At 72.9% G+C, this 14,776-nt stretch carries 14 protein-coding genes; 8 read left to right on the forward strand and 6 right to left on the reverse strand.

Annotated features, from left to right (window positions below):
• Positions 1-58: 58 nt before the first annotated feature.
• Genes JIX55_RS09975 through JIX55_RS09985 form a run of 3 tightly spaced genes read left to right on the forward strand, consistent with a single transcriptional unit; the run spans position 59 to position 2,294 of the window.
• A complete protein-coding gene (locus JIX55_RS09975) occupies positions 59-817 on the forward strand; it encodes a LamB/YcsF family protein (RefSeq protein WP_257562947.1) in 759 nt (252 codons plus the stop codon).
• Positions 814-1,425 carry a 5-oxoprolinase subunit B family protein gene (locus JIX55_RS09980; protein ID WP_257562948.1) on the forward strand — a complete coding sequence of 204 codons (612 nt, stop codon included), beginning with the start codon at positions 814-816 and terminating at the stop codon, positions 1,423-1,425. Before JIX55_RS09975 ends, JIX55_RS09980 begins: the two co-directional genes overlap by 4 nt.
• Complete coding sequence (locus JIX55_RS09985; RefSeq protein ID WP_257562949.1) at positions 1,422-2,294, forward strand: biotin-dependent carboxyltransferase family protein; 873 nt, start codon at positions 1,422-1,424, stop codon at positions 2,292-2,294. Before JIX55_RS09980 ends, JIX55_RS09985 begins: the two co-directional genes overlap by 4 nt.
• 43 nt (positions 2,295-2,337) lie before the next feature.
• On the opposite strand, the gene JIX55_RS09990 is transcribed toward JIX55_RS09985, so the two are convergent.
• The 5 genes from JIX55_RS09990 to JIX55_RS10010 all read right to left on the reverse strand — a co-directional run bounded on the left by JIX55_RS09990 (position 2,338) and on the right by JIX55_RS10010 (position 7,723).
• Positions 2,338-3,186: an SGNH/GDSL hydrolase family protein gene (locus JIX55_RS09990; RefSeq protein WP_257562950.1), complete on the reverse strand. Its 849-nt coding sequence runs from the start codon at positions 3,184-3,186 to the stop codon at positions 2,338-2,340.
• Positions 3,183-4,343 (reverse strand): glycosyltransferase, encoded by a 1,161-nt coding sequence (locus JIX55_RS09995; RefSeq protein ID WP_257562951.1) that lies wholly within the window; start codon positions 4,341-4,343, stop codon positions 3,183-3,185. Before JIX55_RS09995 ends, JIX55_RS09990 begins: the two co-directional genes overlap by 4 nt.
• Complete coding sequence (locus tag JIX55_RS10000; protein ID WP_257562952.1) at positions 4,340-5,470, reverse strand: glycosyltransferase family 4 protein; 1,131 nt, start codon at positions 5,468-5,470, stop codon at positions 4,340-4,342. The genes JIX55_RS09995 and JIX55_RS10000 overlap by 4 nt, the downstream gene beginning before the upstream one ends.
• A gap of 139 nt (positions 5,471-5,609) precedes the next feature.
• Positions 5,610-7,028: a HEAT repeat domain-containing protein gene (locus JIX55_RS10005; RefSeq protein WP_257562953.1), complete on the reverse strand. Its 1,419-nt coding sequence runs from the start codon at positions 7,026-7,028 to the stop codon at positions 5,610-5,612.
• Between the two features lie 302 nt (positions 7,029-7,330).
• Entirely contained in the window at positions 7,331-7,723 is a 393-nt protein-coding gene (locus JIX55_RS10010; RefSeq protein ID WP_257562954.1) for an ankyrin repeat domain-containing protein, read from the reverse strand.
• Positions 7,724-8,040: 317 nt separating this feature from the next.
• On the opposite strand from JIX55_RS10010, the gene JIX55_RS10015 reads away from it, so the two are divergent.
• Together JIX55_RS10015 and JIX55_RS10020 are read left to right on the forward strand one after the other, a co-directional pair.
• Positions 8,041-8,235, forward strand: coding sequence for a hypothetical protein (locus tag JIX55_RS10015; RefSeq protein WP_055540730.1), 195 nt, complete (start codon positions 8,041-8,043; stop codon positions 8,233-8,235).
• A gap of 37 nt (positions 8,236-8,272) precedes the next feature.
• On the forward strand, positions 8,273-9,826 hold the full coding sequence (locus JIX55_RS10020; protein ID WP_257562955.1) for a hypothetical protein: 1,554 nt from the start codon (positions 8,273-8,275) through the stop codon (positions 9,824-9,826).
• Between the two features lie 242 nt (positions 9,827-10,068).
• Here the strand turns inward: JIX55_RS10020 and JIX55_RS10025 are convergent, their stop codons facing one another.
• Positions 10,069-11,568, reverse strand: a complete 1,500-nt coding sequence (locus JIX55_RS10025; protein WP_257562956.1) for an SCO1417 family MocR-like transcription factor — start codon at positions 11,566-11,568, stop codon at positions 10,069-10,071.
• Positions 11,569-11,632: 64 nt separating this feature from the next.
• On the opposite strand from JIX55_RS10025, the gene yczE reads away from it, so the two are divergent.
• The 3 genes from yczE to JIX55_RS10040 are packed head-to-tail and all read left to right on the forward strand — an operon-like array spanning position 11,633 to position 14,525.
• Positions 11,633-12,355 carry a membrane protein YczE gene (gene yczE / locus JIX55_RS10030; RefSeq protein WP_257562957.1) on the forward strand — a complete coding sequence of 241 codons (723 nt, stop codon included), beginning with the start codon at positions 11,633-11,635 and terminating at the stop codon, positions 12,353-12,355.
• Positions 12,352-13,119, forward strand: a complete 768-nt coding sequence (locus JIX55_RS10035) for a glycerophosphodiester phosphodiesterase (RefSeq protein ID WP_257562958.1) — start codon at positions 12,352-12,354, stop codon at positions 13,117-13,119. Before yczE ends, JIX55_RS10035 begins: the two co-directional genes overlap by 4 nt.
• 41 nt (positions 13,120-13,160) lie before the next feature.
• A complete protein-coding gene (locus tag JIX55_RS10040; RefSeq protein WP_257562959.1) occupies positions 13,161-14,525 on the forward strand; it encodes an MFS transporter in 1,365 nt (454 codons plus the stop codon).
• Positions 14,526-14,776: the final 251 nt, after the last annotated feature.

Here is a 14,776-nt window from a genome sequence, read left to right on the forward strand (position 1 = left end):
AACCGACCATCGAAGGACCGGCGCAACGACCGGTGGAACGACCAGCAGAATGGGACCCATGATCTCCATCGATCTCAACGCCGACCTCGGCGAGGGCTTCGGCCGCTGGACGCTGACCGACGACGAGCGGCTGCTGTCCGTCGTCACCAGCGCCAACGTGGCCTGCGGCTTCCACGCCGGGGACGCGGCCACCATGCGGCGGGTGTGCGAGCTGGCGGCCGAGCGCGGGGTACGGATCGGGGCCCAGGTCTCGTACCGCGACCTGGCGGGCTTCGGGCGGCGCGCGATGGACGTGCCGCCCGCCGAACTGGCGGCCGAGGTGGCGTACCAGATCGGTGCCCTGGAGGTCTTCGCGCGCGCGGCGGGCACAGGTGTGTCGTACGTGAAGCCGCACGGCGCGCTCTACAACCGCGTCGTGCACGACGAGGAGCAGGCGGCGGCGGTGGTCGACGGGGTGCTCCTCGCCGACGCCACGCTGCCCGTCCTCGGCCTGCCCGGCTCGCGCTTCCTCAAGGTGGCCGAGGCGGCCGGGCTGCCGGCCGTCACCGAGGCGTTCGCGGACCGCGCGTACACCGACCAGGGCACTCTGGTGCCGCGCGGTCAGGACGGTGCCGTGATCACGGACGCCGACGCCGTGGTCGAGCGGTCGGTGAGCCTCGCCGGCGAAGGCACCGTCACGTCCCGCTCCGGGGAGCGCATCCCCGTCCGCGCCCGCTCCCTCTGCCTGCACGGCGACACGCCGGGCGCGGTGGAGCTGGCCCGGCGGGTCCGGGCCGCGCTGGCGGCCTCGGGCGTGCGGGTGGAGGCGTTCGTATGAGGGCACTGCCGGTCGGGGACCGCGCGCTGCTGATCGAGGTGGGCACGGGCGAGGAGGCCGAGGCCCTGCACGCCGAGCTGCTGCGCCGCCGCGCGACGGGGGACCTGTCGGCGGCCGAGATCGTCCCCGCCGCCCGTACCGTCCTCCTGGACGGCCTCGACGACCCGTCACGCCTCGCCGAGCGCCTCGCCACCTGGGAGGTGCCGCCCGTCCCCACGCGCGCGGAGGACGTCGTCGAGATCCCGGTGCGGTACGACGGCCCCGACCTCTCGGACGTCGCCGCCCACTGGGGCGTGGACGCGGCCGAGGTGTCCCGTATCCACGCGGCGGCCGAGTTCCGCGTGGCCTTCTGCGGCTTCGCGCCCGGCTTCGGCTATCTCACCGGGCTGCCCCGCGAGGTCCCGCGCCGGGCGACCCCGCGTACGGCCGTCCCGGCGGGTTCGGTCGCCCTGGCCGGCCCGTACACGGGCGTGTACCCGCGCTCCTCCCCCGGCGGCTGGCAGCTGATCGGTACGACGGACACCGTTCTGTGGGACCACGCGCGCGTGCCGGCCGCTCTGCTGGCGCCGGGCACCCGGGTCCGCTTCACGCCCATGGCGGCCCGGTGACCGACCGCGCCCTCGCCGTCGTCCGCGCCGGCGCCCTGACCACCGTCCAGGACCTGGGCCGCCCCGGGCACGCGCACCTGGGCGTGCCCCGGTCGGGCGCCCTCGATCCGCCGGCCGCCGCCCTGGCCAATCGTCTGGTGGGCAACCCCCCGGACGCTGCCGTCCTGGAGACCACCCTCAACGGCTGCTCCGTCCGCCCCCGTTCGACGGTCACCGTGGCCGTCGTAGGCGCCCCCGGCCCCGTCACCGTGGACGGCCGCCCGGCGGCCTGGGGAGCGCCCGTACGGCTCCCCGGAGGGGCGGTGCTGGACATCGGGGCCGCGCGTTCCGGCGTCCGCAGCTATCTGGCCGTCTCGGGCGGTGTGGCCGTGGATCCGGTGCTCGGCAGCCGCTCCACCGACCTGCTGTCGGGCCTCGGCCCGCCGCCGCTGACGGACGGCACGGTGCTCCCGCTCGGCCGCCCGGCACACCTCCACGCGCGCGTGGACGTCGTCCCGCACCCGGCGCCGCCCTCGGAACTCGTCCTGCGTGTCACCCTCGGCCCCCGTGACGACTGGTTCACGGACACGGCACTGCGCACCCTCACCAGGCACCCCTACGCCGTCTCCTCCGCGAGCAACCGCATCGGGCTGCGCACGGAAGGGCCCGCCCTGGAACGTGCCCGGGCGGGTGAACTCCCCAGCGAGGGGATGGTGCTGGGCGCCGTCCAGGTGCCGCCGGACGGCTGCCCGGTCGTCTTCCTCGCCGACCATCCGACCACCGGGGGCTACCCGGTGATCGCGGTGGTCCACCCGTCGGACCTGCCTGACGCGGCCCAGGCCACGCCGGGAACACCGGTGCGGTTCGTCGCCGTACGGCACCGCCACTGACCAGCGGCACCGAACCGCCGCCCGCCACTCATCGGGGGCCGCCTCACGCCACCTCCGGCTGCTGGTCCTGTACGGCCAGCGCCGCCAGGGCCGATGCCACCGCGTGGGAGGCCGACAGGTCCAACCGGGCGCTGGTGCCGCGGGCCTTGTGGCGTACCTCGGCGGCGGCGAGAGTGAGGAGCTGCGGAAGCAGGTCGGTACAGCGCCGGGCCACCCAGCCCGTCCCCGCGGTGGCCAGCCACCACAGGCTGGCACTGCGTGTGGGCACCGGGAACTCGGGCTCGGGAGAAGGCGCGGGCCCGGTCGCGATCCCCGCCTCCGTGAGCAGCGCGTGGCAGCGGACGGCGAGCTGGCGATGCCCCCGCTCGCCCGGGTGCAGCCGGTCCGCGCTCCACATCGCGCGGTCCGTCAGCCAGGCGCCCTCCGAAGCGTGCAGATGGACCGCCCCATGACGCTCGGACAGGGCGTGCACAACGGTGTTGACGGCCCGCTGGCGCCGGGCGAGCGGCCTGGCGAGCGCCCCGGGCAGGCCGAGCATCGCCCCGGGGTCGGGCAGACACGCGGTGAGCAGCACCACGCCCCGCTCCCGGAAGGCCCCGTAGACCTCGTCGAGGCGGGCGGCGACGGCGTGGATGTCGAAGGTGCAGCGCAGGGTGTCGTTGACGCCGATGACGACGGAGGCGAGGTCCGGGTGGAGCGCGAGCGCGGCGGACAGCTGCCGGTCCAGGACGTCGCGCGTCTGGGATCCGCTGACGGCGAGGTTGGTGAACTCCACGGCGGGTCCGAGCCCCTCGGCGAGCAGCGCGGCCCAGCCCCGCCGGCCATCCCCGACGGGGTCGCCCACGCCCTCGGTGAGGGAGTCGCCGAGGGCCACGAACCGCGGGGATCTCATCCGACGCCCTCCCGCACCGGGCGCCCGACGGCCGCGTCGTGCGCGGCGAGGAACGCGTCCACCGCGGTCTGCCAGCCGAAGCACTCGGCACGCGCGCGTGCCGCCTCCCGGCGCTCGCCCTCGGGCCGGTCCAGCAGCAGGTCGACGGCGTCCGCGAAGGACTCCCCGTTGTCCGCCGCCGTCGCCCCGGCCGACCCGATCACCTCCGGCAGCGCCGACGAGGAGCTGGCCACCACGGGCGTACCGCAGGCCATGGCCTCCAGCGCGGCCAGCCCAAACGTTTCAGCGGGCCCGGGGGCCAAGGCCACATCGGCGGAGGCCTGCAGAGCGCCCAGCATGTCGCGGTCGCCCACATGCCCCAGGAAGGTCACCGGCAGTCCCTTCGCCCGCTGTTCGAGCCTGCCGCGCAGCGGTCCGTCCCCGGCGACGACCAGCACGGCCCGCCGCCCTCGCCGCAGCAGCGCCTCCAGGGCGTCGAGGGCCGTCCCGGGCCGCTTCTCGACCGACAGCCGGGAGCACATCACCAGCAGAACGTCGTCCACGCGCGCGTGCCGCTCGCGCAGCCCCGGGTCCCGCAGCGCGGGGTGCCGTCCCACGAGGTCGACGCCCAGCGGTGCCCGTACGACGTTCCGGGCTCCGATCCGCACGAACTCCCGTTCCGCGAACTCGGTCGTGCAGACCACCCGCGAGTAGGTGTGGGCCGTACGGACGTTGAGGGCGTCGGACGCCCGGCGGGCCATGCCCTCGGAGAGGCCCCAGGTCCGCAGCACCCCGTCGGCGGTCTCGTGCGAGACCATCACCGCGCGCACCCTGGCCCGCCGGGCCCACGCCCCGGTCCAGCGCAGCGTGGTCCGGTCGGAGACCTCCAGGCGGTCGGGCGCCAGCGACTCCAGCAGGTTGGCCACGCGCCGCTTGTCGATGAGGACGCGGTAGCCGCCGGTGCCCGGCAGCAGCGGCCCGGGCAGGGTGATGACCCGCCCCTGCTCGGTCTCCCGGTCGGCGTACCGCTCACCGGGCACCACGAGCACGGCCTCGTGTCCGGCCGCCTCGAACCCCTTGCCCAGCTCCCGCAACGCGGTCCGCAGCCCGCCCGAGGAGGGTGCGACGAAGTTGGCGAGCCGTACGATCCGCAGCCTCTGGGAAGCAGCCTCGCTCATGCCGCCACCACCGTCCGCGCCGCCAGCACATCGGCGTAGTGCCCGATGAGCTGATCCCCGACGGCCGCCCAGGTGCGCCCCTCGACCATGGCCCGTCCGGCGGCCCCGTACGCGGTCCGCAGCCCCGGATCGCCGGCGAGCGACCACACGGCGTCGCGTACGGCGGCCGCGTCGCGCGGCGGAACGAGCAGTCCCGTGCGCCCGTGGGCGACGAGGTCCAGCGGGCCGCCGGCGGCGGGTGCCACCACGGGCACCCCGCTCGCCATGGCCTCCTGCACGGTCTGGCAGAAGGTCTCGAAGGGGCCGGTGTGGGCGAAGACGTCGAACGAGGCGAAGATCCGGGCGAGTTCGTCGCCGGTGCGGCGGCCCAGGAAGACGGCCCCGGGCAGGACCTCGCGCAGCCCGGGCTCGCTGGGTCCGTCACCCACGACGACGACGCGTACGCCGTCCAGGCCGCACACCCCGGCCAGCAGCTCGATCTGCTTCTCGGGGGCGAGGCGGCCGACATAGCCGACGATCAGCTCGCCGTTGGGCGCCAGTTCGCGGCGCAGCGCCTCGTCGCGCAGCTCGGGGCGGAACCGGACGGTGTCGACGCCGCGCGGCCACAGGCTGACCCGGGGCACGCCGTGTGCCTCCAGGTCGCTCAGGGCCGCGCTGGACGGGGCGAGGGTGCGGTCGGCGGCGGCGTGCACGGAGCGGATACGCCGCCAGGCCGCCGCTTCGCCGGCGTGCACGTAGGTGCGGGCGTATCCGGCGAGGTCGGTCTGGTAGATGGCAACGGCGGGGACACCGAGGCGGGCGGCGGCCGCCATGCCCCGCACGCCGAGGACGAAGGGGCTGGCCAGGTGGACGATGTCGGCCCGGTGCTCGACGATCGCCGCGGCGACCCGGCGGCTGGGCAGGGCGACCCGGACCTGGGGATAGCCCGGGAGCGGAAGGGACGGGACACGGACGACGGGGCACGGCGCCTGGAGGTCGGCTCCGGCCCCGGTTCCCTGGGCGGTGGCCGGGGCCACGACGAGCGGGGCGTGCCCCCGCGCGACAAGGTGGCGCGCGGTCTGCAGGGCGCAGTGGGCCACGCCGTTCACATCGGGGGGAAAGGACTCGGTCACTATGACGACACGCATACCGGTGTTGTCGTCGTGCTGAACGTGGCCGCGTCAACGTGGATCTTTCCGGGCGGGGAACGTCCCATGAGCGTTGCGCTGCGCACATGTCCAGGTCAGGCCGCGTCCATGCCCTCCTGACCTCCGAGTCACCCGATGTTCACACTGCGGGCATGTCAGGACCGATTCGGCTGCGTACGGCTGTCTGGACCTCGGCCTCCTCGGCCGGGTCGGCGGCCAGTCGGCGAAGTTGGTCGACGACTCGCGCATCCCCCGTCTCGGCGTACCGGGCGGCGATCTCGCGGGTGGTCTCCTCACAGTCCCAGAGGCACTCGACGGCGAAGCCGGCCGGGAAGGAGGGGTCGGTGGCGGCGAGCGCGCGGGCGGCGCGGCCGCGTAGGTGGGAGGAGGCGGTCTCGCGGTAGATGTGGCGCAGGACGGGCGCGGCGCAGGCGATGCCCAGGCGGCCGGCGCCGTCGACGAGCGTCCACAGGGTCGGCGCGTCGGGCCCTTCCCCGCGTACGGCCTCCCGCAGCGCGCCCAGCACCAGGTCGCTGTCCTTGGCCGCGCCGAGACAGGCGAGCATGCGTCCGGCGGCGGCGCCCAGCGGGTCGGGCCGGTGCACCCAGCCGCGTGCCCGGTCGACGGCTGCCATGCTGCGCATCCGTTCGAAGGCGGCGACGGCGGCCTCCACGACCATCGTCGTCCCGTCGGTCACGGCGCCCTCGATCAGGTCGAGGGCGTCGGGATCGTTGCCGTCGGCGAGGTAGCGAAGGGCGGTGCAGCGGGCGCCGTCGTCACCGAATCGGGCGGCCTGAAGGATCTCGGGCCGGTCCTCGGGACCGGCGACGGCCGTGAGACACCGGGCGGCCGGCACATGGAGGACGGCTCCGCGTTCGATGCCCTGCTGGGCCCACTCGAACACGGCCTTGACGCTCCACCCCGGCCGGGGCCCACTTGGTCGCATCTGCCGCTGCCAGCGGTCGAAACAGCCGGTCTCCTGGGCGGCACGCACGCGTGTGGCGATCGCCTCCCGGGGATCGTCGGCCCACAATCGCCAGGGCCGCGGTTCGAAGGCGTCGCGGACGGCGGCGGCCAGTTCGGCCTCGCCCTCCGGGTCGGTGGTGAAGCGGGCCAGGACGGGTTCGGCGAGGGCGCGCAGCCCTTCGTCGTCGTCCCTGAGGGCCAGCTCGTCGAGGGCCCAGGCCCAGCTGGTGCCCACGGCGGCGTACCTGCGGAGCAGTTCGAGCGCGTCCCGCCTGCCGTAGGAGGCGAGGTGCCCGAGGACCGCGAGGGCCAGCCCGGTGCGTGACTCGTCGGTGTCCAGCACGTCCTCGGCGTCGAAGAGGTGCCGCTCGATCTCGTCGAGTTCGCCGCCCAGGTCGAGATGGAGACGGGCGTAGTACAGGGAGCGGTTCTCCACCTGCCAGTCGTGGCGGGGGTCGCTCAGCACACAGTGGTTCAGTGCCGCGAGCGCCTCGGCCCGCGGGGCGGTGAGCGCGTGCAGGGTGCCGTCGCCGCGGCCCCGCTGCAGCAGGCCGAGCAGCGTACCGCTGGGCGCTATGACCGGTTCGAACATGGGAAACAGCCTCACATCAAGCGTCGACGCAACCGGGGATCGTGCATTACCTGGCCGCGTGACAACACGTCGGGGCGCCCGCCGTCTCTTGCTTGCTGTAGACCATCTTCCTCTGCCTCTCGTCGGTGGCCCATGTGGACCGCATCACGGCCCACGCGGTGCGGCAACACCTGCCCAGCCATCATGTCCGTGAATCACGACGTCATGATGACCCGGCGGTTCTTCCTGCCGCGACCGAAATATCCGGCGGCCCCGTACCGCCTCCCCCGTCTTTCGTGTTTTACCTGGTCAGAACATGTTGATCAGTGTGCTGCGAACAGTTCGAGCAGTTCGGTCCTGCCGAACATCCGGGCGGTGTCGACCGCGTTCGGAGTGCCCGTGAGCGGATCGGCCCCGGCGTCCAGAAGGACCCGGATGACGCTCTCCTCGCCCTTGAAAACCGCCCCGGCGAGGGGAGTCTGGCCTCGGTCGTTGACGCGGTCGGCCTCACCGCCCCGGGCCAGGAGGGCCCGTACCGTGTCGGCGTGGCCGTGGTACGCGGCGAGCATCACGAGCGAGTCACCGCGGTCATTGGTGAGGTCGGCCGGAACACCCGCGTCGACGTACGCCACGAGCGCCTCGGTCTCGCCCCGCCGGGCCAGATCGAAGATCTTGGTCGCCAGCTCCACGACCTCCTGGTCGGGGGCTTCGCTCATCGCCGGGACCACCTCTCACATACGCGCTTGAAGCTATGAGCAGTCGTGCATCAGGAGCGTACGACGGCGAACGCTGCCGCCGTACGGGTGAATCGCCAGGGTACTGGCTCCTCGCGCCCATGCGCGGACAGAGCCGAGGCAAAGATCACATCGAGTCCGGCCGAGCGCAACAGCCCAGCCCGGACGGCCCAACGCCGATTCGGCCACCCAGATGAAATCAGATGAATTTCACCCAGTTGCACCTTTTATCGTATGGATACATGCTGTGACCTTGGAAGTACTCATGGTGACTGTCCCCATCAACCAGGAGAGCCCAAATGATCCTCAACATCTCAGGCGTCGTCCTGCTCGGCGTCATCGTCTTCCTGTTCTTCCGCAAGGACGGCCTCAAGGCGTCGCACGCCATCGTGGTCACCCTCTTCGGCTTCTACCTCGCCAGTACGGGCATCGCCCCGAGCATCACGGCGGGCGGCGAGAGCCTCGCGAGCCTCCTCGGTGGGATCAAGTTCTGATCCCGTCCCCATCCGCACGCACCCCCAGGAGACAGCCGTGGCCCGGGCCCCCCTCCCCCGCATTCTGAGCAGCGGCAGCGCACACCTCGCCAGGAGCCGGGAGCTGGCCCGGACAGCGGCCGACGGCGCCACCGACGTCCTCCAGCCGCTGATCACGATCACACGTGGACTGCGCCGGCTGGCGGCGGCCGGGCGGCGCAGATGGGCCGAGACCCCGAAGGACCGGCGCGGGTCACTGCTCTTCCTGGCGGCCTCGGTCGTCCTGGTCGTGACCCTGGTGCCGTACGGCCCGCTGCTCGCCGCCATCGCCCTGATGGCGGCGGCAGCCTGGGCGGGCCGCGACGGCGCCACCGAGAAGTCCACCGGCCCGGACGACTCCCAGACCCAGCGCCTGCGCTCCCTCTACGAGGCACTGGTCCCGTACTTCTCGGCCGCCGAGGACCCCGAGCCCCTGTATGCCTACGGCGGCGCCTGGGACAAGGCCTTCCCGACATACGCGTTCGACGGCACCGGCCGCGTCAGCCATCTGCTGATCCGCTACCCGGCGTACTTCACGGACGGCGAGGCCGAGGCCCGCGCGCGCATCGAGCAGCTGCTGCACACCAAGGCGGGTCGCGGCCGCGAGTACCGCTTCGGCTGGGACGAGGAGGGCAACGAACTCACGGTCACCGTCCTCGCGCCGCTCGCCACCGACATCGCCGCCCAGCGGTTCGTGACGGCGCCGGGCGAGACGGTCCTCGGCTTCACCGACGCGACCGACGTCCAGCGCACCCTCCCCGTCTCTTCCGGAGAGGAACAGCGCGACGTACCGCCGGTCGTCTGGCGCACCGGCGTCCGCTCCACCGAACCGCACCTGCTGGCCGTGGGTGAACCGGGCAGCGGCACGACCACCCTCCTCCGCTCGATCGCCCTCCAGGCCCTCCAGCACGGCGACATCGTCATCGTCGAGGGCGGCGGCAGCGGCGAGTACGCGTGCCTGACCGGCCGCGACGGGGTCCTGGCCGTGGAATGCGGCCTCTCCGGGGCGCTGGCGAGCCTGGAGTGGGCGTCCCAGGAGACGGAACGCCGGCTGATCGCCACCAACCGCGCCCGCCAGGCGGGCCACCCCGCACCGGACGACGTCGGCCGCCCCCTCTGGCTCCTCCTCGACCGCCCGAGCGCGCTCACCCATCTGGCCACGGCCGACGGCCAACGCGATCCGCAGTCCCTCCTCCAGGTCCCCCTCCGCCACGGCCGCGCGGCCAACGTCACCGTGGTGGTCACCGAACAGTTCGACCACCTCGACACCCTCACGGACGCGGTACGCCAGCACACCCGCGCCCGCGTGGTCCTGGGCCCGGCCTCGGCCGACCAAGTGGAATCGGTCCTGGGCGCCCCACCCCCCACCACCCCCACCCCGGACGTCCCCCCAGGCCGCGGCTACGCCCGCCTGGGCCCCACACCCACCCTCCGCCTCCAGGTCCCGGCCACCCCCGACCCCTGCGACGAAAACACCCCCGAGCCCCACCGCCAGGCAGTCCTGTCCCTCCTCCCGCCCCACACGACCCCGGCGGACTCCATCACGACGAAGGCAGTGGTGGCCGACAGCTGAGGCGCCGGCCGGAAGGCATCACAGCCGCACACAGCGAGCCATCACAGCCGACGTATCCGCAGGCAGCCGCGCCGCGGGACCGGCACCCGCCCGGCCGCCCCGGCTACGGCAGTCATGCCGCCGGAGCAGTGACCGCCCAGCGGTCCCCACTGCGGGCCATCACACCGAAACGAGACGGCTGCTCCCCGCCGTAGTCAGCCGCTGGCATGCGCGCCGCCGAGACGGCTGCTTCCCGTCAGCGTTCACGCCACAAACGTCCGCGGCCCCTCGCCTCCACCCGACGCCCCGTCCCGCACCAACCGCGCCGCCGCGGCCAACCGCACAGCCGCCTCATCAGCGACCGCGCCGCCCACCGTGAACGGCAGCCGGACATATCCCTCGAAGGCCCCATCGACACCGAACCGAGGCCCGGACGGCACCCGAACCCCCACCCGCTCCCCCATCTCCGCGAGCCGCGACCCCGACAGACCCCCCGTACGCACCCACAGGGTCAACCCGCCCCGAGGCTCCGAGAACTCCCAGTCGGGCAGCTCCCGACGCACCGCGGCGACAAGCGCGTCCCGGTTCCCCCGTGCCTGCTCCCGCCGAATCCCCACGGCCTGCGCCCAACCCCCCGTACTCATCAGCCAGTTCACGGCCAACTGCTCCAACACGGGCGTCCCCAGATCCGCGTACGCCCGCGCCGCGACGAGACTCCGGATCACATCGGGCGCGGCCCGCACCCAGCCGATCCGCATGCCCGCCCAGAACGCCTTGCTGGCCGACCCGACCGTGATGACCGTGGACCCCGCCGGGTCGAAGGCACACACAGGCCGCGGCATCGCCACCTCGTCATCGAGATGCAGCTCGCTCATGGTCTCGTCGGCGACGAGCACCGTCCCGGCGCCCCGGGCCGCGTCGACGAGCCCCCGCCGCCGGTCGTCGTCGGCGAGCGCGCCGGTCGGGTTGTGGAAGTCGGCGACGACATACGCGAGCCGCGGCGCGGCGTCGCGCAGGACCTGCCGCCACCGGTCCATGTCCCACCCGGCGAGCCCGTCGGCCATGGCGACCGACACCAGCCGGGCCCCCGCCTCCCTCATCAACTGCAGGATGTTGGCGTACGACGGCGACTCCACCGCGATCCGCTCACCGCGCCCCGCGAAGAGATGACAGATGGCATCCATGGCGCCCATGGCTCCTGTGGTCACCATGATCTGCTCGGGCATGGTCGGGATCCCGCGCGCCGTGTAGCGGTCGGCGAGCATGGACCGGAGGGCGGGCAGCCCGGCCGGATAGTCGCCGTGCGTATGGGCGTACGGCGGCAGCTCCTCCAGCGCGCCCTGCACGGCCCGGGTGAGCCAGGGCTCGGGTGCGGGCAGCGCCGCGCACCCGAGGTCGATCATCGAGCCGAGCGCCTCGGGCGGCAGCGGCTCGAGCCCACGCGCGGGCAACGGCTTTCCGGCCGGTACGGCGGTCCAACTGCCCGCTCCCCGCCGGGACTCCAGGAACCCCTCCGTACGCAACGCCTCGTAGGCCGCCGCGACCGTCGTACGGCTGACGGAGAGGGCCAGCGCCAGCTCGCGCTCCGCGGGCAGCCGGGCGGCCACGGGCACCCTGCCCTCCAGCACCAGCAAACGGATCCCGTCGGCGAGCGCGCGGTAGGCGGGCGGGCGGCGCGTGCCGGGACCGGCGGGGCGCTCCTGCTGCGAGGTGAGCAGCCGCGCGAGCTGTGCCGCACCGACCGCCGAAGTCCACTGCGCCATGATTCCCAGTCCACCTTCCCCGAATTGGCCATGGATGACATCTCCACCCAAGCCACAGAGTGTCATGCGTCAGTCCACCGGCACCACCAGGGGGAGAGTCTTGCCCGCACAGCACGAGCCGCAACAGGTCCCGCAGCACCCCCCACAGCGCCGTCTTGGCCGACGGTTGACCCAGCTCTACACCGGCCTCGCGCTGTACGGCGCCAGCTCGGCGCTCCTCGTGGAGGCGGGGCTCGGCCTGGAGCCCTGGGGCGTGCTGCACCAGGGCCTGGCGGAGCTGACCGGCCTGACCATCGGCGTGGTGTCGATCGTCGTGGGCGCGGTGGTGCTGCTCCTGTGGATCCCGCTCCGCCAGCGCCCGGGCCTCGGCACGGTCTCCAACGTCTTCGTGATCGGCATCGCGATGGACGCCACCCTGGCGTCGGTGCCCGAGGCACACACCATGGCCGTACGGATTCCCCTCCTGATCGCCGGCATCGTGCTCAACGGTGTGGCGACCGGCCTCTACATCGCGGCCCGGTTCGGCCCGGGCCCGCGCGACGGCCTGATGACAGGACTGCACCGGCGTACCGGCCACTCGGTCCGGCTGATGCGGACGGCCGTGGAGGTGGCGGTGCTGGCGACCGGTTTCGCCCTCGGCGGCACGGTCGGCGTGGGCACGCTCCTCTACGCCCTGTCCATCGGCCCGCTCGCCCAGCTCTTCCTGCGCGTGTTCGCCGTCCCCTCGGAATCCGGTAGCACGGTCGTTGCCACCGGTCCATCGAAGCGGGCCATACTGCCCGGGTGACCGCCCTCATACGCCACCCCTACCTCGACCATCCGGGCCCGATCGCCTTCGCCCACCGGGGCGGGGCGGCGGACGGCCTGGAGAACACCATGGCCCAGTTCCGGCGGGCGGTGGAGTCGGGCTACCGCTACATCGAGACCGATGTGCACGCGACGCTCGACGGCAAGCTGGTCGCCTTCCACGACGCGACCCTGGACCGGATGACCGACGGTGCGGGCCGGATAGCGGATCTGCCGTGGAAGGACATACGGCACGCGCGCGTGGCGGGTGTCGAACCGGTCCCCCTCTTCGAGGAACTCCTCGAAACCTTCCCCGACGTCCGCTGGAACGTCGACATCAAGGCGGAGCCCGCACTCCACCCTCTCCTCAACCTGATCGCCCGCACCGCCTCCTGGGACCGCGTCTGCGTCGGCTCCTTCTCCGAGCCCCGGGTCGCCCGCGCCCAGCGCCTCGCCGGCCCCCGCCTGGCCACCTCGTACGGCACGAGCGGCGTCCTGGGGCTGCGGCTGCGCTCCTGGGGCGTCCCCGCCACGGTGCGCCGCTCGGCGGTCGCCGCGCAGGTCCCGGAGTCGCAGTCCGGGGTGCCGGTGGTCGACCACCGGTTCGTGCGCGCCGCTCACGCGCGCGGGCTGCACGTCCATGTGTGGACCGTGAACGAACCGCAACGTATGCACCGGCTCCTGGATCTGGGCGTCGATGGCATCATGACCGATCACATCGACACGCTGCGCAAGGTACTTGAGGACCGGGGGACCTGGATCTGACGTCCTCGCGCGGCCCGTTCACGGGGAAGCGAGGGGCACGGGTGGGCACCGACACCGTGCGGACGGACGAGGCCGACGAGGCCGCGGGCAGACGGCGCGAACAGCGCGGCTGGTATTTCTACGACTGGGCCTGCTCCGTCTACTCGACAAGCGTCCTGACCGTGTTCCTCGGCCCCTATCTGACCGAGGTCGCCAAGTCCGCCGCCGACGCGGACGGTTACGTGCACCCGCTGGGCATACCGGTCCGCGCGGGCTCCTTCTTCGCGTACTCGGTGTCCCTGTCGGTGATCCTCGCCGTCGTGATCATGCCCCTGGTGGGCGCGGCGGCCGACCGCACGGGCCGCAAGAAGCCCCTTCTCGGCGCGGCCGCCTATGTCGGGGCCGCCGCGACCGCGGGCATGTTCTTCCTCGACGGCGACCGTTACGTCCTCGGCGGCGTCCTGCTGATCGTCGCCAACGCGGCGCAGTCCGTCGCGATGATGCTCTACAACTCCTACCTGCCCCAGATCGCACCCCCCGAGGAACGCGACGCGGTCTCGTCCCGGGGCTGGGCCTTCGGCTACGCGGCGGGCTCGCTGGTCCTGGTCGCGAACCTGATCCTGTTCACCGCCCACGACTCCTTCGGCGTCTCCGAGGGCATGGCCGTCCGCATCTGCCTGGCCTCAGCCGGCCTGTGGTGGGGCGCCTTCACCCTCATCCCCCTGCGCCGCCTGCGCGACCGCCGCAGCCCGGCAGGAGAGCCCGAAGAGTCCCAGGAGACCACGGCCCCCGGCCTGCGTCAGCTCGCGGCGACCGTCCGCGACATGCGCCGCCACCCACTCACCCTCGGCTTCCTCCTCGCCTATCTGATCTACAACGACGGCATCCAGACCGTGATCTCCCAGGCCTCGGTGTACGGCTCCGAGGAACTCGACCTGGAGCAGTCGACGCTCATCGTGGCGGTACTGCTCGTGCAGATCCTGGCGGTGGGCGGCGCCCTCGGCATGGGCCGCCTGTCCCGCCGCTACGGCGCCAAGCGCACGATCCTCGGCTCCCTGGTCGCCTGGACGCTGATCCTCGCCGCCGGCTACTTCCTCCCGGCCGGAGCACCCGTCTGGTTCTTCGTACTCGCCTCCGGAATCGGCCTGGTCCTCGGTGGCAGCCAGGCGCTCTCCCGCTCCCTCTTCTCCCACCTGGTACCGCCCGGCAAGGAGGCCGAGTACTTCTCCGCGTACGAGATGAGCGACCGCGGCATGAGCTGGCTGGGGCCCCTGCTGTTCGGTGTGACGTACCAGCTGACCGGAAGTTATCGGGACGCGATCATCTCCCTGGTCGTCTTCTTCGTCCTGGGATTCGCCCTGCTCGCGAGGGTGCCGGTGCGCCGGGCGATCAGCGACGCGGGCAATCCCGTACCCGACAGGATTTAGCACCCGGAGCGAAAGAGCTGTAGTGTACGCGTTTGGCCTGCCAGGCGTACCGTTACTGCGCGTCAAAGATGCCGAAACGCTGGGTGACATCTGCTGTCAGATGTGACAAACCGGGCGCCGGTGGGTACTGAATTGGTTAATAAGGCTGCGGCTACGACGGCGACGCATGACCCGGAACGGGACACGGAACGGGAATCTTTACCGCCGACCGGACGTTGACCGGATGACGACGACAGCGACACCTGTCCTGT

Origin of the sequence: Streptomyces sp. DSM 40750 (assembly GCF_024612035.1) — a bacterium.
Lineage (GTDB): Bacteria > Actinomycetota > Actinomycetes > Streptomycetales > Streptomycetaceae > Streptomyces.